General features: G+C 62.1%; 19 protein-coding genes and 3 tRNA genes. 3 read left to right on the top strand and 19 right to left on the bottom strand.

Translation table 11 applies throughout. The features are described from left to right. Nucleotides 1–29 precede the first annotated feature (29 nt). Nucleotides 30–497 (top strand): Lrp/AsnC family transcriptional regulator, encoded by a 468-nt coding sequence (locus AAHM40_RS11770; protein WP_342244804.1) that lies wholly within the window; start codon nucleotides 30–32, stop codon nucleotides 495–497. Nucleotides 498–719: 222 nt separating this feature from the next. Here the strand turns inward: AAHM40_RS11770 and phnN are convergent, their stop codons facing one another. Then, a complete protein-coding gene (phnN, locus tag AAHM40_RS11765) occupies nucleotides 720–1,304 on the bottom strand; it encodes a phosphonate metabolism protein/1,5-bisphosphokinase (PRPP-forming) PhnN (protein ID WP_342244803.1) in 585 nt (194 codons plus the stop codon). Nucleotides 1,305–1,795: 491 nt separating this feature from the next. Here phnN and AAHM40_RS11760 point away from each other — a divergent pair, with 491 nt between their 5' ends. Then, complete coding sequence (locus AAHM40_RS11760; RefSeq protein ID WP_028626387.1) at nucleotides 1,796–2,122, top strand: Arc family DNA-binding protein; 327 nt, start codon at nucleotides 1,796–1,798, stop codon at nucleotides 2,120–2,122. 144 nt (nucleotides 2,123–2,266) lie between these two features. Here AAHM40_RS11760 and mgtE read toward each other — a convergent pair whose 3' ends face one another. Next, on the bottom strand, nucleotides 2,267–3,709 hold the full coding sequence (gene mgtE / locus AAHM40_RS11755; protein ID WP_342244802.1) for a magnesium transporter: 1,443 nt from the start codon (nucleotides 3,707–3,709) through the stop codon (nucleotides 2,267–2,269). A gap of 322 nt (nucleotides 3,710–4,031) precedes the next feature. On the opposite strand from mgtE, the gene AAHM40_RS11750 reads away from it, so the two are divergent. Then, a complete protein-coding gene (locus tag AAHM40_RS11750; protein ID WP_342244801.1) occupies nucleotides 4,032–4,529 on the top strand; it encodes a DUF4124 domain-containing protein in 498 nt (165 codons plus the stop codon). A 42-nt stretch (nucleotides 4,530–4,571) separates the two neighbouring features. Here AAHM40_RS11750 and AAHM40_RS11745 read toward each other — a convergent pair. From AAHM40_RS11745 to AAHM40_RS11665, 17 genes are all read right to left on the bottom strand, one after another. Further along, nucleotides 4,572–4,648, bottom strand: a tRNA-Arg gene (locus AAHM40_RS11745). Nucleotides 4,649–4,720: 72 nt separating this feature from the next. Continuing rightward, nucleotides 4,721–4,797: transfer RNA gene (locus AAHM40_RS11740), tRNA-Arg, on the bottom strand. A 106-nt stretch (nucleotides 4,798–4,903) separates the two neighbouring features. Beyond that, nucleotides 4,904–4,994: transfer RNA gene (locus AAHM40_RS11735), tRNA-Ser, on the bottom strand. Between the two features lie 62 nt (nucleotides 4,995–5,056). Further along, complete coding sequence (gene csrA, locus AAHM40_RS11730) at nucleotides 5,057–5,242, bottom strand: carbon storage regulator CsrA (protein ID WP_003283978.1); 186 nt, start codon at nucleotides 5,240–5,242, stop codon at nucleotides 5,057–5,059. A 187-nt stretch (nucleotides 5,243–5,429) separates the two neighbouring features. Further along, nucleotides 5,430–6,665, bottom strand: coding sequence for an aspartate kinase (locus AAHM40_RS11725; RefSeq protein ID WP_342244800.1), 1,236 nt, complete (start codon nucleotides 6,663–6,665; stop codon nucleotides 5,430–5,432). A gap of 100 nt (nucleotides 6,666–6,765) precedes the next feature. Beyond that, nucleotides 6,766–9,390 (bottom strand): alanine--tRNA ligase, encoded by a 2,625-nt coding sequence (gene alaS, locus AAHM40_RS11720; RefSeq protein ID WP_342244799.1) that lies wholly within the window; start codon nucleotides 9,388–9,390, stop codon nucleotides 6,766–6,768. 264 nt (nucleotides 9,391–9,654) lie between these two features. Next, nucleotides 9,655–10,659, bottom strand: a complete 1,005-nt coding sequence (gene ltaE, locus AAHM40_RS11715; protein ID WP_342244798.1) for a low-specificity L-threonine aldolase — start codon at nucleotides 10,657–10,659, stop codon at nucleotides 9,655–9,657. A gap of 80 nt (nucleotides 10,660–10,739) precedes the next feature. Next, on the bottom strand, nucleotides 10,740–11,738 hold the full coding sequence (astE, locus tag AAHM40_RS11710) for a succinylglutamate desuccinylase (RefSeq protein WP_342244797.1): 999 nt from the start codon (nucleotides 11,736–11,738) through the stop codon (nucleotides 10,740–10,742). Nucleotides 11,739–11,747: 9 nt separating this feature from the next. Then, entirely contained in the window at nucleotides 11,748–12,038 is a 291-nt protein-coding gene (locus AAHM40_RS11705; RefSeq protein WP_028626380.1) for a hypothetical protein, read from the bottom strand. Nucleotides 12,039–12,048: 10 nt separating this feature from the next. Next, a complete protein-coding gene (gene astB / locus AAHM40_RS11700) occupies nucleotides 12,049–13,395 on the bottom strand; it encodes an N-succinylarginine dihydrolase (protein WP_342244796.1) in 1,347 nt (448 codons plus the stop codon). Continuing rightward, nucleotides 13,392–14,855, bottom strand: a complete 1,464-nt coding sequence (gene astD, locus AAHM40_RS11695) for a succinylglutamate-semialdehyde dehydrogenase (protein WP_342244795.1) — start codon at nucleotides 14,853–14,855, stop codon at nucleotides 13,392–13,394. The genes astB and astD overlap by 4 nt, the downstream gene beginning before the upstream one ends. After that, on the bottom strand, nucleotides 14,856–15,878 hold the full coding sequence (astA, locus tag AAHM40_RS11690; protein ID WP_342244794.1) for an arginine N-succinyltransferase: 1,023 nt from the start codon (nucleotides 15,876–15,878) through the stop codon (nucleotides 14,856–14,858). Nucleotides 15,879–15,993: 115 nt separating this feature from the next. Beyond that, nucleotides 15,994–17,010, bottom strand: a complete 1,017-nt coding sequence (aruF, locus tag AAHM40_RS11685; protein ID WP_342244793.1) for an arginine/ornithine succinyltransferase subunit alpha — start codon at nucleotides 17,008–17,010, stop codon at nucleotides 15,994–15,996. Between the two features lie 152 nt (nucleotides 17,011–17,162). Further along, on the bottom strand, nucleotides 17,163–18,383 hold the full coding sequence (locus AAHM40_RS11680; protein ID WP_342244792.1) for an aspartate aminotransferase family protein: 1,221 nt from the start codon (nucleotides 18,381–18,383) through the stop codon (nucleotides 17,163–17,165). Between the two features lie 357 nt (nucleotides 18,384–18,740). Continuing rightward, nucleotides 18,741–19,727 carry a transcriptional regulator ArgR gene (argR, locus tag AAHM40_RS11675; RefSeq protein WP_342244791.1) on the bottom strand — a complete coding sequence of 329 codons (987 nt, stop codon included), beginning with the start codon at nucleotides 19,725–19,727 and terminating at the stop codon, nucleotides 18,741–18,743. Nucleotides 19,728–19,823: 96 nt separating this feature from the next. Next, on the bottom strand, nucleotides 19,824–20,588 hold the full coding sequence (gene aotP, locus AAHM40_RS11670; protein ID WP_342244790.1) for an arginine/ornithine transport ATP-binding protein AotP: 765 nt from the start codon (nucleotides 20,586–20,588) through the stop codon (nucleotides 19,824–19,826). 19 nt (nucleotides 20,589–20,607) lie between these two features. Further along, nucleotides 20,608–21,720, bottom strand: a complete 1,113-nt coding sequence (locus AAHM40_RS11665; RefSeq protein WP_342244789.1) for a succinylglutamate desuccinylase/aspartoacylase family protein — start codon at nucleotides 21,718–21,720, stop codon at nucleotides 20,608–20,610. Nucleotides 21,721–21,724 lie beyond the last annotated feature (4 nt).

Below are 21,724 nucleotides of genomic sequence, written 5' to 3'. Positions count from 1 at the left end.
CCAACAAAAACAAGATTCTGGACAGATTCATGCAGAACCCGCTGAGCCCCATCGATCGTAAGATCCTGCGCCTGTTGCAACATGACGCTGACCTGTCCGCCGCGGAAGTGGCGGAGAAGGTGGAGCTGTCCCAGTCGCCCTGCTGGCGGCGCATCCACCGCATGCAGGAGGACGGGCTGATCGAACGCAAGGTCGCCCTGCTCAATCCCAAGCTGCTGGGTTTCTCGATCACGGTATTCGTCAACATCAAGCTGTCTGCCCACGGCCGCAACAACCTCACCGAGTTCGAGGAAGCCATCGTCGGCTACCCGGAAGTGCTGGAGTGCTACACCATGGCCGGCGGCTCGGACTACCTGCTGAAGGTGGTAGCCAAGGACATCGCCAGCTACGAACGCTTTCTGCGGGACCAGTTGCTGCAACGCCCTCATGTACTGGAGGCGCACTCGAACATCGCCATGAGCGAGGTCAAGCGCACCACGGAGCTGCCGCTGGATTGAGAGCCTGTTTACGATTTCGGGAGCTAGAGCCATGCAAGGCGCAACGACCAACGGGAGCAACTGCCGAAGGCTGGCCCAAAGGGTGAGCGCCAGCGAATCAAAACAGGCGAGGAAGCGGACTGGGCTCGCACGCGAGATTACGAGCTGTAAATGAGCAGTCCGAGCCTGTTTTTTAACGCCGCGGGACCGACGCGCAGCAGATCGTATGAAGGTTCTTAGGAATCAGGCCGAGTCGGGCCAGGCGCAGGGGCGATGGTCTTCGATGAGCTTTAGCAGACGCTCGCAGGACTGGGCGAGGGAACCGGAATTGTCCAGCAGGCAGAGGTCGGCGTTTTCCCCAGCCAGCAGGGTGTCGGCAAAACCGGCGTTACGTGCCAGGCGAACCTCGATCTCTTCCGCCGATTCACGGCCACGGGCGTGCAGGCGCTTACGCAGGACTTCGTCCTCTACAGTCAGCAGCACGGCCAGCAGGTGCGGGTAGCGCCGACGCGCTTCAGGCAGGTAACCGCGAGAGCCGTTCAGCAGCACGTCGTCGCCCGCATCCAGCCATTCGTCGATGACTCGGGGGATTCCGTAGGACAGCCCATTCGCGTGCCAGCTCATGGCGAAGTCGCCACGGCCCTCTCGCTGGGCGAACTCCTCGGGACTGACCGCTTCGGCCAGCTCACCCTTGGCTTCCGCCGAGCGGGTAATGACCCGACGCGCCACTCGGCAACCGTGACTGCCCGAGCCCTCACGCACGGCATCGAGCAGGCTGTCCTTGCCAGAACCGGAAGGGCCTATGAGGTAAATGAGCCTGCCTGTCATGGGGGCACCTGGAGAGGGTGGGTTGAGGCTATGGATCGTGGCCGCCAGCGAGCAGAAATCCGAAGGGAAAATTTTGAACCGCTTTTATGACAGCGCAAAGGAATTCTTTTGCACTGAGCGTGGTCAGACAACAGCAGCTACCCTTTAGCATGATGGCTAGACAGCATCACAGTGCCTTCATTCTCTGCAACGAGTAACAGGGTGCTCGCAGGAGAGAAGACTGCGATCAACGCGGCTTAGTCCCATAGGCGCATCGGAAGCGTGCGAATTGTTCAGCCACTCGCAATTCGGACAATTAGTGCTGGCCAAAAGCCGCTATATTGATCACAATCCGACACCAAATTGACGTCAAGGAAACGTTTTGCTGACCCAAGGGTCATACCGATTCGAATCGCGAAACTGGTTGAACAATTGCTGCCAAGGACAGTCAAACCGGTGACAATCTGCAGCTCATTGCCAGCATCGCTTTCCTGAACTAACCGGTTGAATGTATGCGCCCTATGAAACAGGCTATCTATTCCAGTCGCACGGCTGACAAGTTCGTTGTTCGCCTCCCCGAGGGTATGCGCGAGCGCATCGCTCTGGTCGCTCGTAACCACCACCGCAGCATGAACTCCGAAATCATTGCCCGCCTCGAGCAGAGCATGCTCCAGGAAGGCGCACTGGATGAAGGTGTTTCCCTGCGCCTGGACAGCCCGGAGCTGACCCTGCACGAGCGCGAGCTGCTGCAGCGTTTCCGTCAGCTGTCGCGGCGCCAGCAAAACGCGTTGGTTGCACTGATCGCACACGATGCGGAGCTGGCGGCCGAAGAGTCGTGAGACCACCCCACATCGATTGAAGAAGCCGGCAACTGCCGGTTTTTTCATACCTTCGATTTCGCATCGAAGCAGCCTCTGCACCCCGCGTTTCCCCAGAAACGAAGAAGCCGCCCTCTTGAGGCGGCTTCTTCGTTTACAGAAAGGTCAGAGCAGGAACAAGGTGGCCAGGCCAAGGAAGATGAAGAAGCCACCGCTGTCAGTCATGGCCGTGATCATCACACTGGACCCCATGGCCGGGTCGCGTCCCATGCGCACCAGCGTCATGGGGATCAAAACCCCCATCAGCGCCGCGAGCAGCAAGTTCAAGGTCATGGCACCCGTCATCACAACGCCAAGCGACCAGCTCCCGTAGAGGTAGTAGGCCACCAGACCGATTACGCCGCCCCAGACCAGGCCGTTGATCAAGGCGACGCCCAGTTCCTTGCGTACCAGGCGCGACGTATTGCCGGTACCCATCTGGTCCAGGGCCATGGCGCGCACAATCATGGTAATGGTCTGGTTGCCCGAATTGCCGCCGATGCCGGCGACGATGGGCATGAGCGCGGCCAGGGCCACCAGTTTCTCGATGGAGCCCTCGAACAGGCCGATGACCCGCGAGGCGATGAAAGCTGTGATCAGGTTGACAGCTAGCCAGGCCCAACGGTTGCCCACTGACTTCCAGACCGAGGCGAAGATATCTTCCTCTTCGCGCAGACCGGCCATGTTGAGGACTTCGGTCTCGCTCTCCTCGCGAATCAGGTCGACCATTTCATCGATGGTCAGACGACCGATCAACTTGCCGTTTTTGTCCACCACCGGCGCCGACACCAGGTCGTATCGTTCGAATGCCTGGGCAGCATCGTAAGCGTCCTCATCCGGATGGAAGCTCACCGGGTCGGTGGCCATCACCTCGGCCACCTGCTTGTCCGGGTCATTCACCAACAGACGCTTTATAGGCAGCACACCCTGAAGGATGCCGTCGTAGTCCACCACGAAAAGCTTGTCGGTGTGACCGGGGAGCTCCTTGAGCCGACGCAAGTAGCGCAGAACCACTTCCAAGGTCACGTCATCGCGGATCGTGACCATCTCGAAGTCCATCAGCGCACCGACCTGATCCTCCTCGTAGGACAGCACGGAGCGCACGCGTTCGCGTTGCTGGGCATCGAGGGACTCCATCAGCTCGTGGATCACGTCTCGCGGCAGCTCTGGCGCTAGGTCGGCCAGCTCGTCGGCGTCCATTTCCTTGGCGGCGGCGAGCAGCTCGTGATCGTCCATGTCGGCGATCAGCGATTCGCGGACGGCGTCGGATACTTCGAGGAGGATGTCGCCGTCACGCTCGGCCTTGACCAACTGCCAGACCGTCAGACGGTCGCTCAGCGGCAGGGCTTCGAGGATGTGAGCGATGTCGGCCGGGTGAAGCTCATCCAACTTGCGTTGCAGCTCGGCAAGGTTCTGCCGGTGAACGAGATTCTCGACGAGGTCACGGTGCTGGCCTTCCTGACGGTGGGTCAGGTCTTCCACCAGCTTGTGGCGATGCAGCAATTCGATAACCTGGGCCAGGCGGTCCTGCAGGCTCTCTTGCGGCTTTTTGGCTTCTACTTCAGTCATATAGCGCGCTCCACCCCCAGTGGCAGAGCACGCCAGAAGGGGTCAGACAGTCATTTCGCGATTGTGCAATCGGGATTCTGAGTAACTACTGGGTAAGTCCATGATGGTTGTCCGAAGGCCCCGGCGGGGCTGACCGCGCAATGATAACACCGCCGTTCCACTCACGCGTTACAAAATCATGGAAAGAACAATCGCTTGCATCGCAAAGCTGGGATTGCCTTCACCCTGCTGCGACGATGGCAACCCTCTGTAGGACACGCGCACACACGGAAAATCACGGGATACCCTCGAGAGCCCACGCCAAGGAAAAGGCACTATGCGAATGCTCTCGATCCTGCTCATCACCACCCTACCCTGCTGCCTCTACGGGCCGGCGCACGCGGCTTCCGTGTACCGTTGCAGCGACGCCGACGGGAACATCAGCTTCAACCAACATGGTTGCCCACCGGACAGTCAGGCCGAGCAACACCGCACCCGGACGCCGAATCTGCTAAGCGACGAGCCGATACAGGAAGAACCGGGTAGCAGGAATATTCCGACTCAGAACTGGGGAGTTTCTGAACAGCTTCAGGAAATAGTAGTGGTCGGCGAGCGAGAGGACGGATGCGGAAACCTGATTTCTCCGCAGGAACGTCGCCAAGCCATCATTCGCAAGCAGATTCGCAGCGGCATGACCCGTGCCGACGTGGAGAGCGCCCTGGGCAAGCCTGATCGCATAAGCGGCAAGAACGGTCGGCTTCTTTATCACTATCAGCCAAAGAAGGGACCCCGCCACCTGGTGCAATTCGATGAGGCGGGCTGCGTGAAAGGCGGGCGTTGAAACAATAAAAAAGGGCCTGCATTTCTGCAGGCCCTTTCGGTATGGCGCACTCAGGAGGATTCGAACCTCCGACCGCCCGGTTCGTAGCCGGGTACTCTATCCAGCTGAGCTATGAGTGCGCAATTGGTGTTTTTAGACCAGATCACCGCTGGTTTCTTCAGGATTCCGGCATAAGCCGAATATCTTGAAAATGGCGCACTCAGGAGGATTCGAACCTCCGACCGCCCGGTTCGTAGCCGGGTACTCTATCCAGCTGAGCTATGAGTGCGTTGTGGGCGCGCATTATAGGGAATTTTTTGCTTCGGTCAACTGCTTTTTCGAGAAGTTTCAATAACTTATCGATCTAGCCTTTAACCACCCTACAACACGAAAAATGGCGGAGAAGGGGGGATTCGAACCCCCGACACCCTTTTGAGGTGTACTCCCTTAGCAGGGGAGCGCCTTCGGCCACTCGGCCACCTCTCCGCAACACGGGGCGCATGATAACCATGTTTTCCCCGTTTGCAAAGCCAAAAATTGCAGAAAAATTAGTGGCTTGGTTCTTGGTCTTTCTCTTTCTGTATGCGTTGATAGATTTCCTCGCGGTGCACGGCTACCTCCTTGGGAGCGTTCACTCCAATGCGCACCTGATTACCTTTCACGCCTAACACGGTCACAGTGACATCGTCACCCACCATCAGGGTCTCTCCGACCCGGCGAGTCAGAATCAGCATTCCTTTCTCCTTACGGATTCGTTTCGGGACAACAGTCTGCAAAAAAAGAAATGGTTACGGCCCCGGCACGGTTAAGCCGCTGGAGCTTACACCCAAGTATTGACCAGCCCCGGCAAAAGGAAAGCTCCGCCGTAGCAGCCAAAAACGACAAAAGGCGCGGGGTGAGCCGCGCCTTTTGAAAATTGCCTTATTCGCCCTGTCGAGTCGGGGCGTCGAGCTCGAATGCGGTGTGCAAAGCACGGACCGCCAGCTCCAGGTATTTTTCCTCGATGACCACAGATACCTTGATTTCCGAGGTAGAGATCATCTGGATGTTGATGGTTTCCTTGGCCAGGGCTTCGAACATGCGGCTGGCAACGCCAGCGTGGGAACGCATGCCGACACCGACAATGGAGACCTTGGCGATCTTGGTGTCGCCGATCACTTCGCGAGCGCCAATTTCGCTGGCGGTCTGCTCCAGCACGCGCTGGGCGTTCTGGTAGTCGTTGCGATGAACAGTGAAGGTGAAATCGGTGGTGTTATCGTGCGCCACGTTCTGCACGATCATGTCCACTTCGATGTTGGCGGCACTGATCGGGCCCAGGATCTTGAAGGCCACGCCGGGGATATCCGGCACGCCACGGATGGTCAGCTTGGCTTCGTCGCGATTGAAGGCGATGCCGGAGATGATCGGCTGTTCCATGGATTCCTCTTCATCAAGGGTAATGAGGGTGCCCGGACCCTCCTGGAAGCTGTGCAGCACGCGCAGCGGGACATTGTATTTGCCGGCGAATTCCACCGAGCGAATCTGCAGCACCTTGGAACCGAGGCTGGCCATTTCCAGCATCTCTTCAAAGGTGATCTTGTCCAGGCGCCGCGCCTGGGGCACCACGCGCGGATCGGTGGTGTAGACACCATCTACATCGGTGTATATCTGGCACTCGTCGGCCTTCAGCGCCGCGGCCAGCGCCACGCCGGTGGTGTCGGAACCGCCACGACCAAGTGTAGTGATGTTGCCGTGCTCATCCACGCCCTGGAAGCCGGCGACCACGACCACGCGGCCGGCCTTGAGGTCGGCACGAATCTTCTGGTCGTCGATCTGCAGGATGCGCGCCTTGTTGTGGGCACTGTCAGTGAGAATGCGCACCTGGTTGCCGGTGTAGGAAACTGCCGGTACACCGCGCTTGATCAGCGCCATGGCCAGCAGCGCAATGGTCACCTGCTCGCCCGTGGAAACCATCACATCCAGTTCACGCGGTACCGGCTGGTCGCTGATCTGTTTGGCCAGATCGATCAGGCGGTTGGTTTCGCCACTCATTGCGGAAACCACGACCACGATGTCATCGCCGCCTTCGCGGAACTTCTTCACCTTCTCGGCCACCTGTTCGATGCGTTCGACAGTGCCGACCGAGGTCCCCCCAAACTTCTGTACGATCAAAGCCATTTCAAAAGCCGCCTAATCCCGTGAAGGGCGCCCATTAAACAATCAACGCAGAACACTGCCAAGGCCCGCCGGGCGTGGGGCGGGCCAATGGCGGAGGGCCTTAGAGCCCCTGCTCGACGAACGGTACGGCCAGGGCCAGAGCCTGCTCCAGGGCCGCAGCGTCGGTACCGCCGCCACGCGCCATGTCAGGGCGACCACCGCCCTTGCCGCCAACCGCTGCCGCGGCCTGCTTCATCAGATCGCCGGCTTTGAGTTGGCCGGTCAGGTCCTGGGTGACGCCGGCGACCAGTGTCACCTTGCCCTCCAGCGCACCGCCGAGCAGGATCACCGCGCGGCCGAGCTTGTTCTTCAATTGGTCGACCAGCGCCAACAGCGCATCGCCGTCCAGTCCGTCCAGACGCGCAGCCAGCACCTTCACGCCTTTGACGTCGATAGCGGAAGACGCCAGATCGTCGCCGGCAGCGCTGGCCGCCTTGGCCTTGAGCTGCTCCAGCTCTTTCTCGAGCTGGCGATTGCGCTCCAGCAGTGCAGACAGCTTGTCCAGCAGGTTGTCGCGACTGCCTTTAACCAGGCCCGCGGCTTCCTTGAGTTGTTCTTCGGCACCGTTCAGGTAGGCCAGCGCAGCGGCGCCGGTCACTGCTTCGATACGACGAACACCGGCAGCCACACCGCCTTCGCTGGTGATCTTGAACAGGCCGATGTCGCCGGTGCGGGACACGTGGGTACCACCACAGAGCTCGACGGAGAAATCGCCACCCATGGTCAGTACGCGAACCTGATCGCCGTACTTCTCTCCGAACAGGGCCATGGCGCCTTTGGCCTTGGCTGTGTCGATATCGGTTTCCTCGGTCTCGACTTCGCTGTTCTTGCGGATCTCGGCGTTAACGATGTCTTCAAGCGCTTTCAACTGCTCAGGCTTTATCGACTCGAAGTGGCTGAAGTCGAAGCGCAGGCGCTGACTGTCCACCAGGGAGCCTTTCTGCTGCACATGGTCACCCAGCACTTGGCGCAGGGCCGCATGCAACAGGTGGGTGGCAGAGTGGTTGAGCGCGGTGGCCTGGCGCACGGTAGCGTCCACCTGTGCGGTGACGGCAGCGCCCACACGCAAGGTGCCGTGGTCGACCACGCCGTGGTGCAGGAATGCGCCCCCGGCCTTGGTGGTATCACGAACGTCGAAGCGCAGACCACTGCCGGCGATGAAGCCACAGTCACCCACCTGGCCACCGGACTCGGCATAGAACGGGGTGCGATCGAGGACCAGTACGCCCTCCTCGCCTTCGGCGAGCTGTTCGACGGCCTGGCCGTCCTTGAACAGAGCGAGGACCTTGGCGTCACCATGAGTGCAGACATAGCCGGTGAAATCGGTATCCGCGTCGACTTTGACCAGCGCGTTGTAATCCATGCCGAAGGCGCTGGAAGCACGGGACAGCTCCCGCTGCTTATCCATTTCGCGCTCGAAACCTTCCTCGTCGAGGGTCAGGCCGCGCTCGCGGGCGATATCGCCGGTCAGGTCCATGGGGAAGCCGTAGGTGTCATACAACTTGAACACAACGTCGCCCGGGATCACGGTACCGGAGAGGCCAGCCAGGTCCTGTTCGAGGATGCGCAGGCCCTGCTCCAGGGTCTTGGCGAACTGCTCTTCTTCGGTCTTCAGCACGCGCTCGATATGCGCCTGTTGCTGCTTGAGTTCGGGGAAGGCTTCACCCATCTCGCCAACCAGGGCGGCAACGATCTTGTGGAAGAAGCTGCCCTTGGCGCCCAACTTGTTACCGTGACGGCAGGCGCGACGGATGATGCGACGCAGCACATAACCACGGCCTTCATTGGACGGCAGCACGCCATCGGCGATCAGGAAGCTGCAGGAGCGGATGTGGTCGGCCACTACTTTCAGCGACGGTGCGTCGTCGTTGGCGCAACCAACAGCTTCGGCGGAGGCTTTCAGCAGGCTCTGGAACAGGTCGATCTCGTAGTTCGAGTGCACGTGCTGCAGCACAGCACTGATGCGCTCCAGGCCCATGCCGGTGTCCACGCTCGGGGCCGGCAGCGGATGCATCACGCCGTCAGCCGTACGGTTGAACTGCATGAACACGTTGTTCCAGATCTCGATGTAGCGGTCGCCGTCTTCTTCCGGGGAACCGGGCGGGCCGCCCCAGATGTCGGGGCCGTGGTCGAAGAAGATCTCGGTGCAGGGACCGCACGGGCCGGTATCGCCCATGGCCCAGAAGTTGTCCGAGGCGTACGGGGCGCCCTTGTTGTCACCGATGCGCACCATGCGCTCGTGGGGAATACCGACTTCCTTGGTCCAGATGTCATAGGCCTCGTCATCGGTGGCGTAGACAGTGACCCAGAGTTTGTCTTTCGGCAGTTTCAGCCACTTGTCGCCGGTGAGGAACTCCCAAGCGAAATGGATGGCATCACGCTTGAAATAGTCGCCGAAGCTGAAGTTGCCCAGCATTTCGAAGAAGGTGTGGTGACGCGCGGTGTAGCCGACGTTTTCCAGGTCGTTGTGCTTGCCGCCAGCGCGCACGCATTTCTGGCTGGTGGTGGCTCGGGTGTAGGCGCGCTTTTCCAGGCCAAGGAAGCAGTCCTTGAACTGGTTCATCCCCGCGTTGGTGAACAGCAGGGTCGGGTCGTTGCCCGGAATCAGGGAGCTGGAAGCGACACGGGTATGCCCCTTCTCTTCGAAGAAGCTCAGGAAGGCTTCACGGATTTCTGCGCTTTTCATAGGTTCTTCCACGGAAACTGCGGCCACGACGGCGGGTGCAAATCGTTATCGGCGAAGGGCGGCAAGTGGAAATCAGCGAGAAAGCAGCAGGTTTTCCAGAACATCCCGGCATTTCCCACCTGTTTCCAACATTGCGCGCGAAACTCGCAGCCGTCTGGCGACAGGCATACGAATCACCGGCAAAGGGCCGCATTATATCGGCCCTGCGCTGCGGGGATAGTCTCTTTGTGCGATAGATGGCGGCTATTTATGCACGCCGCCGACTCAGGCCTGCCGGAAAGCCGCAAAAGCCTCGATCACATCTGGAACATCGGCGGCCCGCACGTCCAGGTGGGTCACCAGACGCAGGCGCGCGGCCGGGCTCACGCGGATACCGCGAGCGGAAAGGAACGCTCCCAATGCACCAGCCTGATCACCGACTTGCACATAGACCATGTTGGTCTGCACCGGTTCGACGGCAAAACCGAGCTCGCTCAGCCCAGCGCCCAGACGCTCGGCGTTCGCGTGATCCTCGGTCAGGCGCTCGACCTGGTGGTCCAGCGCGTAGAGGCCCGCTGCCGCGAGCAGGCCAGCCTGACGCATGCCACCGCCGACCATCTTGCGCAGGCGCCTCGCCTTGCCGATCAAGGCCGCGCTGCCGCACAGCACCGACCCCACCGGCGCACCCAGGCCCTTGGACAGACATACGGAAACCGAGTCGAAGTGCCGGGTGATCTCGCGGGCGTCCACGCCCAGCTTCACCGCCGCGTTGTACAACCGGGCGCCATCCAGGTGCAGGCCGAGGCCACGCCGGCGCGTCAGCTCACGGGCTGCCGCCAGGTAGGCCAGCGGCAGTACCTTGCCTTGCATGGTGTTTTCCAGGGCCAGCAGGCGGGTGCGGGCGAAGTGGAAGTCGTCTTGCTTGATGGCGGCTTCGACCCTGTCGAGGTCGAGGCTGCCGTCGGCCTCGCCATCGATCGGCTGGGGCTGGATGGAACCCAGCACGGCGGCGCCACCTCCCTCGTACTTATAGGTGTGGGCCTGCTGGCCAACGATGTACTCGTCGCCGCGTTCGCAGTGGGCCATCAGCCCCAGTAGGTTGCTCATCGTGCCCGTCGGCACGAAGAGCGCTGCTTCGAAGCCCAGGCGCTCGGCCAGAGTGGCTTCCAGGCGGTTGACAGTCGGGTCTTCGCCATAGACGTCGTCGCCCAGTTCGGCGCGCAGCATGGCGTCCGTCATTCCGGCAGTAGGTTGGGTGACGGTGTCGCTGCGCAGGTCGATCAGGCTCATGCCGGGCTCCTTGGATGGGCGAAGAGCCCGATCCTAAAGCCCGGCGCCTTGCGGGTACAGGTACAGAAAGGGGCGAATCGTCAAACTTCGGCCGGCACAATCAGGATGCCCGCCCGCAAACCGTTCTTCACCTTGGGATTGGGGAAGATGATCCGCGCGCCCTGCTCTTCCACCACCCAGCGGGTACCGGCGATATCTTCCGCCAGTAGATACCCGACGGGCAGCTCGCTGAAGTTCTCGATGTCCGGTGCCAGGTGCAACCGGAAGGACTCGCTGTGCTTGATGATCTCCCGGGAAACCGAGAACAGCTGCAAGCCATCCAGGCTTTCTCCGTCAGTGGCCGGCTCGCATCCTTCGACGAGTGCGTGCAGGCGAGCCTCCAGGCGATCGAGGTTGACCTCCTCGTTGCTGCCGAAAGGCCTTGCCTTGCCCAGCTCCAGGGTAAAGGCTTCGGCCCCCAGGCACGCGTAGGTGTAGGAACTGAAGGTGATACCGGTCTTGTTCTGCAGCAGCACCGCGTCTATCCCGGCGTCGCGCAGGCGGGCCAGTTCCTGGCGCGAATGCGCGCGGCCCTCGACATAGGGGTACAGCGCGAACTGCTCGATCTTGGAGCCACGGATGGCGGTGTGCAGATCGTAGTGCAGGCGGTCGCGGCCGGGCTTGCTGAAGAACGCAGCAGCGTATCGCTCCAGCTCTCCGGCACGCATGGCTTCGAAGCCACTGGATTCGGCATGGCGGCCATTGAACAGACGGTTGACGTCCTGCTCGACGAAGCGCTCGCCGCGACGGATGGCCTCGGGGTTGCCCAGCAGGAAAAGTATGCGTGCGCGCGGCTTGAGCTGGCCGCGGGCGATGGACTGGACCAGGCGGTCCAGCAGTTCGATCGGGGCGGTCTCGTTACCATGCACCCCTGCCGAAAGCAGCAGGTCCAGCCCGCTGTCTTCGGCGGCTGGCGGGGTGACGTCCAGCGCCCCCTCCCCCAACCAGTGCAGGCGCACGCCCCCGGATGTCAGCTGGATCTTCTCGGTCGGCTCACGGCCGGCGAGGGTCAATTCGAGCAGTTTTCCGAGGGCTAGCATCCTGTTACCTCAATGATCGTGATCGCAGTCGGGACCATGGACATGGTCATCGTCAGCGTCGGCGTCAGCCGGTTCCATTTCCAGTTGCAGGCTGACCAGGTTGGTAGCCAGCGGGCGCAGCAGCAGGTTGGCGTACTCGGTGTCGCCTTCTTCCACATCTACGCCAATCAGCAGCTGACCGTTGCCAGCCTGCTGGATCCAGACTTCCTTGCCCTGCCAGATAACGGCGAAACGGGTGCAGGAGGTTTCGAGCTGGGTGCCGTCGGTATCTTCGAGGATGAGTTGCAGGGCATCGGACATTTCAGGTTTCTCAGTTGAGCTGGAAGGGATAAACAGCGCCCAGTTTAAGGATCTGCGTCAGTTCATCCAATGCCGTCCGGCACTCCACCAGCAATTGCGGGTCGGCCAGGTCGGCTTCACTGAGGCGGTCACGGTAGTGCTTCTCGACCCAGGTGCTCAGGGTGGTGTGAAGCTGCGGAGTCATGATCACCCCCTGGTTCACCGCTGCCAGCTCGTCTTCCTTCAGCGCCACGCGCAGGCGAAGGCAAGCCGGCCCGCCGCCGTTCTGCATGCTCTGCTTGAGGTCGAAGACCTTCACTTCGCGGATCGGACCCCGCTCCGAAGTCAGCTGGTTCAGGTAGCTCCAGACGTTGGCGTTGCTGCGGCATTCTTCCGGCACGATCAGCAGCATGCTGCCGTCAGCACGGCTGAGCAGCTGGCTGTTGAACAGGTAGGAACGCACCGCGTCCTCCACGCCCACTGCGCTGCGCGGTACGCGCACCGCCTGGAAACGGCCACCACGCTTGCCCAGCTTGCTGTCCAGCTCGGCCAGCACCTTGTCGGTCTCGAGGAAGGCATCCTCGTGGTAGAAAAGCACTTCGCCGTTGCCCACCGAAATTACGTCGTTGTGGAACACACCCTGATCGATCACCGCCGGATTCTGCTGAGCGTAGACCACGCCTTCAGATCCCAGGCCATGCAGACGGGCGACCGCCTGGCTGGCCTCCAGGGTCTGTCGCGCCGGGTAACGTTGCGGCGCCGGGAAACGGCTGTCGAAGGCACTGCGGCCGAACACGAAGAACTCGACACCGGCATCACCGTAACCTTTGCAGAAGCGGGTGTGGTTGGCTGCACCTTCGTCGCCGAACTGGCCAACGGCAGGCAGCGCAGCATGGTGGGCAAAGAATTTGTCATTGGCGAACATCGCACCCAGCACGCGACTGGTAGTCGGGTGCTCGATGGAGCGATGGAACTTGCAGTTCAGGTTGGCAGCGGTGAAGTGCACGCGACCATCCGCGGTGTCGGCGCTGGGGCTGACGGTGCAGGAGTTGGCGGTCCACATGCTGGAGGCGGAGCTGCAGGCGGCCAGAAGCGGCATGGCTTCCTTGGCGGCCTTGGCGATCACTTCGGCATCGGTGCCGGAGAAACCCAGGCTGCGCAGGGCGGCGACGTCCTGGCGCTCCTGCGGGGCGAACACACCCTGCTTGAAGCCCATTTCCATCAGTGCCTTCATCTTGCCCAGGCCCTGCAGCGCAGCTTCCTTCGGATTGGAAACCGCCTGGCTGTTGCTCTGCGAGGCGACGTTACCGTAAGACAGACCGCCGTAGTTGTGGGTCGGACCGACCAGTCCGTCGAAGTTCACTTCATAGGCGTTCACAGGCTGACTCCTGGAGTAAGGGTTGCAGGCAGGGCAAGGGTTTCGCTTTCCAGCGATGCGACCGGGTAGGCGCAGTAGTCAGCGGCATAGTAGGCGCTGGCGCGATGGTTGCCGGACGCGCCGACACCGCCGAAGGGTGCGCTGCTGGCGGCACCGGTCAATTGCTTGTTCCAGTTGACGATGCCGGCGCGGCTCTCGATGAGGAACTGCTGGTAGCGCTCGGCGGAGTCCGACAGCAGACCGGCAGCCAGGCCGTACTGAGTGGCGTTGGCCTCCGTGATGGCGGCATCGAAGTCACGGTAACGGATCACCTGCAGCAACGGGCCGAAGAACTCCTCGTCGGGGCGGTCGACCACGGCGGTCACGTCAAGAATGCCGGGGGTCAGCAGCGCGGCGTTCGCCAGGGGCTGGGACATGGCCAACAGTACCTTGGCTCCACCCGCGACAAGATGGTCCTGCGCCTTGATCAGATGACGTGCAGCATCCAGGGAAATCACCGACCCCATGAACGGTGCGGGTTGGGCGTCGAAGGCACCGACCTTGATGGTACTGGCGACACTCACCAGGCGTGCCAGCAGGGCATCGCCCCAGGCGCCTTCCGGCACCAGCAGGCGGCGGGCACAGGTGCAGCGCTGGCCGGCGGAAATGAAGGCCGATTGAATGATGGTATAGACCGCGGCGTCCACGTCCTGGACCTGGTCCACCACCAGCGGGTTGTTGCCGCCCATTTCCAGGGCAAGGATCTTGTCCGGTCGGCCGGCGAACTGTTGGTGCAGCAGGTTGCCTGTGCGGCTGGAGCCGGTGAAGAACAGGCCGTCCAGACCCGGATTGCCCGCCAAGGCGATGCCGGTCTCACGGGCGCCCTGAACCAGGTTGAGCACGCCAGCCGGCAATCCGGCCTCGATCCAGCACTTGACGGTAAGCTCGGCGACCTTTGGGGTCAGCTCGCTGGGTTTGAAGATCACCGCGTTACCGGCCAGCAGTGCGGGCACAATGTGGCCGTTGGGCAGGTGACCGGGGAAGTTGTAGGGGCCGAACACCGCCACCACGCCGTGGGGTTTGTGGCGCAGCACGGCGGTGGCATCGGCCAGGGGGCCGCTCTTCTCGCCGGTACGCTCGCGGTAGCTCTGAATGGAGATGGCGACCTTGTTGACCATGCTGGTCACTTCGGTGGCCGATTCCCACAGCGGCTTGCCGGTTTCCTCGCCAATGCACCGGGCCAGTTCGTCGGCGTGGCCACGGAGGGCCACCGCGAACTGTTCGAGGATGGTGATGCGCTCTTCCAGCGGGCGACGCGCCCAGGCCGGGAAGGCGACACGAGCGGCCTTGACCGCCTCATCCACCTGAGCAGCATTGGCGCCACGGCCGGACCAGACGACCTCCTGGGTCACGGGATTCAATGAATCGAACGCCTCGCCCTGCCCTGCCTGCCAGTTACCAGCAATGAAATGAGTGCTCATTTATACGGACTCCTTGGCCGACAGTGGTACGGCGCGAACCGAGGCGCCGGCGGAGAGCTTCAGGCGCTTGGCGGTCAGCGCGTCCACCACCAGGGTACCGGCGGCCAGACGGGCGGGCGCTGCCGTGATGCGGCAGTCTTCGCGCTTGCGATTGTGGATCAGGAAAGGCGTAGCGTCGTCGCCCGGCGTGCCGACAGCCAGCACCAGGTTCTGGCTATCGCGCACGGCGCGAATCTTCGCGGTCTCGCACTCGATGGCCGGACCGGCGTCGAAGATGTCGACGTAGCCCTGATAACTGAAGCCCTCGCCCTTGAGCATGGCCAGCGCGGGTTCGGTATCGGTGTGCACACGGCCGATGATGTTACGCGCCGCTTCAGACAGGAAGCAGGTGTAGAGCGGGAACCTGGGCATCAGTTCGGCGATGAAGGCCTTGTTGCCCACGCCGGTAAGGTAGTCGGCGCGGGAGAACTCCATCTTGAAGAAGTGCCGGCCGAGGCTTTCCCAGAACGGGGAAACACCGTGCTCGTCGGACATGCCGCGCATCTCGGCAATCACCTTGTCACCGAACAGTTCCGGGAACTCGGCGATGAACAGGAAGCGTGCCTTGGACAGCAGCCGGCCGTTCAGCCCCGTGCGATGACCAGAGTGGAGGAACAGCGAGCAGAGCTCGGAGTTGCCGGTCAGGTCATTGGCCAGGAACAGCGTGGGAATCTGGCGGTGGATATGCAGTTCCTGGGAGGCGCTGACGGTCAGGCCGACCCGGTAGTTGTACCAGGGCTCACGCAGACCCACGGCGCCGGCCACGGCGGATATACCAATGACGGTGCCGTTGTCGTCCTCGAGGACGAACAGGTAGTCCGCATCGGCGCGCTCGGCCTTGCCATGGAATGCCTTCTCGGCCCAGCCGACTCGATGCGACAGGCGCTCCTCATTGGCCGGCAGCGTGGTCAGGCCTGCGCCAGTGCTGCGCGCCAGGTCGATCAGGGCCGGTAAATCGGCGCTGCGTACGGGACGAACGATCATAGTGCCTCCAGAAATTGCGCTTCCTTCCGTCCGGGAAGGAAGCCAGGGAGAGAGCTGTGCTCTCATCCGGCCCAACCAGGGGCCACCTCCTCCCGACGGGAGGAGGGTCTAAGACTCAAACGGCAATCAGTCGAACACTGGCGCCTTCGCCAACACCCAGGGCTTCAGCGGCTTCTTCGCCAAGTACCACAGGTTTGCCGGGCACCCAGTCGAGTTCGGCGACGATCGCACGGAAATCCTGCAGCTGGCCGTTACACACCAGGTACTGGCGGCCACCCTTGCCCTGCTCACCCAACCTCACTGGCACCATGCGGCTCTGGGCGATGGAGCGGATGCTCGAAGTGCGGGCGTGAAGGGTCGGACCACCGTCGAAGATGTCGATGTAGTTGTCGGTCTCGAAGCCTTCGCGCATCAGGATGTCAAAGGTGATCTGCGCACGCGGATGCACCTGCCCCATGGATTCCTGGGCTTCATCGGGCAGCAGCGGCACATAGATCGGGTAATGCGGCATCAGCTCGGCGAGGAAGGTGCGACTCTTCAGGCCGGACAGGCGCTCGGCCTCGGTGTAGTTGAGGTCGAAGAAATTACGCCCCACCGCATCCCAGAACGGCGACTCGCCATGCTCGTCGCTGTAGCCGACGATCTCCACCACCACCGCGTCGGCGAAGCGCTCCGGGTTGCTTGCCATGAACAGCAGGCGGCCGCGGGAGTTGAGTTCGGCAACGGAAGTGTTCACCAAGTCGCGCTCGACGTAGAAACTGGTCAGCAGGCTGTTGCCGGTGAGGTCATGGCAGAGCGACAGGACATGGATCTTGTTGTGGATCGACAGCGAACGAGAGGCATGCACGAAAGTCTCGTTACGGAAGCTGTAGAAGGGTTCGGAAAATCCGGCCGAGGCGACGATCGCCGAGCAACCTGCCAAACGGCCGGTCTTGCTGTCCTCAAGGACGAAGAAGTAACTCTCCTCGCCGTTGAAGCTCACCTCGGCAGAGAAGGAAGCCTCGGACGCGGCAATCTTCTCGCCCAGCACCTGGGCGTCATCCGGCAGCGAAGTGACACCCACGGGGCTGTCCGCGGCCAGGCGCTGGACTTCAGCGAGATCGGCCATTTGCGCGGGGCGCATCACCAACATGGGGGTCACTCCTTTTCTTGTTGAAAACCCCGAACGAATCAGTGGTTCCATTCGGAGAAAAGCCGGACCCCTATGGCCCGTGCTCACGCATGAATCTATTCCATCCCTGGGATCGCAGCGCAGCGCTTCCCTGCGCCGCGTCCAGCGGAGGCTTACGCCTGGGTCAGCTTGGCGACAGCGCGCTCGAAGCGATCCAGGCCTTCATCAATGTCCGCATCCGGAATAACCAGGCTGGGCGCGAAGCGCACCACGTCCGGGCTGGCCTGCAGGACCATGACGGCTTCCTGCTCGGCGGCATTCAGCACATCCTTGGCCTTGCCCTTCCAGGCGTCGGAGAGGACGGCGCCAATCAGCAGGCCCAGGCCGCGAACTTCGGTGAAGATGCCGTACTTGGCACCAATGGCTTCTAGACGGGTCTTGAAGCGGTCGTGCTTGGCGTTGATGCCGCGGAGCACTTCCGGGGTGTTGATCACGTCCAGCACGGCTTCGGCGACAGCGCTGGCCAGCGGGTTACCGCCATAGGTGGTGCCATGAGTACCCACGGACAGGTGCTTGGCGATTTCGCTGGTAGTCAGCATGGCGCCGATCGGGAAACCGCCGCCCAGGCTCTTGGCGCTGGAGAGGATGTCCGGCGTCACACCATAGTGCTGGTAGGCGAACAGGTGGCCGGTACGACCCATGCCGCTCTGCACTTCGTCGAAGATCAGCAGCGCGTTGTGCTCGTCACACAGCCTGCGGGCGCCTTCCAGGTAAGCCTGGTCGGCCGGTAGAACGCCGCCCTCACCCTGCACGGGTTCCAGAACCACGGCACAGGTCTTGTCGGAAATGGCCGCCTTCAGGGCATCCAGATCGTTATAGGGCACATGGCTGATGCCTTCCATCTTCGGACCGAAGCCGTCGGAATACTTCGGCTGGCCGCCAACGGTCACAGTGAACAGGGTACGACCATGGAAGCTGTTGGTGGCGGAGATGATTTCGTGCTTCTGCGGGCCATAGACGTCATGGGCATAACGACGGGCCAGCTTGAAAGCGGCTTCGTTGGCCTCGGCGCCGGAGTTGGCGAGGAATACGCGCTCGGCAAAGGTGGCGTCCACCAGTTTCTTGGCCAGGCGCAGGGCCGGCTCGTTGGTGAAGACGTTGGAGACGTGCCAGATCTTGTTGGCCTGCTCGGTCAACGCCTTGACCAGCGCCGGGTGCGCGTGGCCCAGGGAGTTCACTGCGATACCGCCGGCAAAATCGATCAGCTCGCGACCGGACTGGTCCCAGACTCGGGAACCCTGGCCACGCACCGGAATGAATGCGGCGGGGGCGTAGTTGGGAACCATCACCTTGTCGAAATCGGCGCGCTCGACCTGCGCATGCTCAACGGACATCAGTTTCTCCTGCCATGAACGGCTAGTGATGAAGGGATTGTAGGGACTGATTCGGGGTTGGCATTGCCGCCATGCGACAACTTCTTACAGCGCCAACCCCGCGAAAACCGGCGCTTATGGAAATGCGACAGAAAGCGTCGGGAAGGCGCAGTTTAAACGCTGATCGCCACCGCTACGCACCCGCGGGGAAAATTTCTCCACGGGGTGACTGGTGGGTATTGGGAGCAATTAGGAATGGAAACCGAGTAAGGGCGAATTCATTCGCCAAAGGCAGCGCAGCTGCCCCATGAGAACCCGAAGGGCAGGCCTTCGGCCTGCTTGGCGAATGTATTCGCCCCTACAGGATTCGCCCCAGGCTCAGCCCCGCTCCGCCACGAGAGCCGGCTGCTGGGTTTCGAAGGGGCCGGCACCACGACGCTGGTTGCGGTCTTCGCGAGGGGTGACACCGAAGAAGTTGCGGTAAGCGCTGGAGAAGTGCGGGCCGGAAGAGAAGCCGCAGGACAGGCCGATCTGGATGATCGACTTGCTGGTTTGCATCAGCATCTGGCGCGCCTTGTTCAGGCGCAGCTCCAGGTAGTACTGGCTGGGCACGCGATTGAGGTACTGCTTGAAGATCCGCTCCAACTGACGACGGGACACGCAGACATGCTGGGCAATCTCGTCAGTGGTCAGCGGCTCTTCGATGTTGGCCTCCATCAGCAGCACGGCCTGGGTCAGCTTCGGGTGGCTGGAACCCAGACGATTCTGCAGTGGAATGCGCTGCCGTTCGCCGCCTTCGCGGATGCGCTCGACCACCAGCTCTTCGGATACCGCCCCAGCCAATTCGGCACCGTGGTCACGGGCCAGCACTGCGAGCAGCAGGTCAAGCACCGCCAGACCACCGCAGGCAGTGAGACGATCACGATCCCAGTCGAACAAATGGCTGGTGGCGATCACCTTGGGGAAGCGCTCGGAGAAGTCATCCTGCCAACGCCAGTGCACCGCCGCGCGATAGCCATCCAGCAGGCCCAGCTGCGCCAATGGATAGACACCCGCGGACAGGCCGCCAATCACGCAGCCGGCACGTACCGAATGCTTGATGGCCGCTGACAGCGCCGGCGAGATCTGCGCCGGCGGCTCATCGGCCAGCAGGAACAGGCGCTGCAGACCATCCAGCTTGCCGGTCCAGGCTTCGCCGGGCAGGCGCCATGCCGCTTCGGCGGCCGGTTCGGCCTGCAGGAAGGACATCTCGTAAACCACCTCCGGATGCAGTCGCTGGGCAACGCGCAGAGCTTCCTCGGCCAGCGCCAGGGTCAGCGCCTTGGTACCGGGCCAGAGGAGAAAAGCGATTCGATGGGCAGTCATGGCAGGCAGCTTAGCAGACCCCGGCAAAAGGAAAGAGACAAGGCAAGGACAGGTTTCGAATGCGTTGCGGCGGCTCTGGGGCCGTCGCGACGGAGATCACTTCAGGCTGCCGGAAAGGAACTGCTTGAGGCGATCGGATTGCGGATTGGCCAGCACTTCCTTCGGACAACCACGCTCTTCCACCAGCCCCTTGTGCAGGAACACCAGCTGATTGGAAACCTCGCGGGCGAAACCCATCTCGTGGGTGACCACCACCATGGTGCGGCCTTCCACCGCCAGGTCTTTCATGACCTTGAGCACTTCACCCACCAACTCCGGATCCAGTGCAGAGGTGGGTTCGTCGAACAGCATGACTTCCGGCTCCATGGCCAGGGCACGAGCGATGGCCACGCGCTGCTGCTCACCACCGGACATGTGCGCCGGGTAGGCGTCCTTGCGATGGGCCACGCCCACCTTGGCCAGGTAGTGCTCGGCTTTCTCGATGGCTTCCTTCTTCGGCACGCCGAGCACATGCACGGGCGCCTCGATGACGTTCTCCAGGGCGCTCATGTGCGACCAGAGGTTGAAATGCTGGAACACCATCGCCAGACGCGAACGCATGCGCTGCAGCTGTTTGGCATCGGCCGCTTTCAGGCCACCGTCCCTGTTGGCCACGAGCTTCAGCTCTTCGCCATTGAGGAGAATCTTGCCGCCGTGGGGCTGCTCCAGCATGTTGATGCAGCGCAGGAAGGTACTCTTGCCCGAGCCGCTTGAGCCGATGATGCTGATGACGTCGCCAGCCTTCGCCGCCAGGGACACGCCCTTGAGGACTTCGTGGCTGCCATAGCGCTTGTGCAGATCTTGGACTTCGAGTTTGTACATGGTTTCGGTCTCGTTTGGCTCAGTCGCTCAGCAGGCGTCCCTGACGAATGGGTTCACGGCCAGCCACCTTGGCCAGCCAAAGTCCAGGTTGCGCGAAGCGCATCCGTTCGCGCGCAAACAGCACGCCGTCCACCGATGCACACACCACGGCATGGCGGTCTTCCAGCGGATCGATCACCTCGAACAGCGGATCGCCCGCTTTGACCTTCGCGCCAGCGGGCTGCAGGAAGCTCACCACACCGGAATGCGGCGGGTAGAGGTATTCGGCGCCCTCGAAAGGCGTGGCCTCGCAGCAGGCCTCGGGCGCCACCGGCCACTCACCGCTGATCAGACCCTGCTCGGCAAGGTGGGCCAGGATGGCTTCGGCGCGCGCTTCGGCCAGCGGCTTGTCGGTATCAGCCATGCTGCCGAGCTCCACAGTGGTCGCCATACAGGCCGGAGGAATCGACGCTTCGGGAAAGCGCTGAGCCAGGCGCAGCCAGGGCAACGAGCAGGACTCATCGAACGAGCTGCCACCGGAATCTTCGGCGGTCAGTACCGCACCGGCCTCCAGACGCGCGGCCAGCGGACGCAGTTCGTTCCAGTGCTGCGGCAGGCAGTAGAGATGCACCGCAGCCTCGAAGTCGCAATGCAGGTCCAGCACCAGGTCGGCATCGCAGGCATGCTGCAACAGCAAACGCTGCATGCCCGCCAGCTCGGAACCGGCCGGGGGCAGTGCGGCCAATGCCTCGCCCATGGCCTGACGGATCAGCGCCACGTTGGCCGTGGCATCAACACCCAGACGACCTTCCAGGCGCTCGGCCACCAGGCCGGCCAGATCAGCGAAGTCACGGTTGAAGTTCTTGCCGCTGCCCAGCTCGAAGCGACCCTGCTGGACCGCCTGGAGCACCTGACCAAGTCCCAGAGGGTTGGCCACTGGCACCAGTTCGATCACGCCGCTCAGACGCCCCTGCCCTTCCAGCTCACGCAGGCGACGCTTGAGCTCGACCGCAACGCGCATGCCCGGCAACTCATCAGCATGCAGCGAGGCCTGGATGTAGGCCTTGCGCGCGCCATTGCCGAATCGAAAGACCGTCAGTTGGCGGCGGGTTCCCAGGCATCCCCAGGGCAGTTCGTGGTCAATACGTTGCATGAGT

It is taken from the genome of Pseudomonas sp. OTU5201, assembly GCF_038440135.1.
Lineage (GTDB): Bacteria > Pseudomonadota > Gammaproteobacteria > Pseudomonadales > Pseudomonadaceae > Metapseudomonas > Metapseudomonas resinovorans.
The sequence above is the reverse complement of the archived record's forward strand: the minus strand, read 5'-3'. Positions and strand labels throughout refer to the sequence as shown.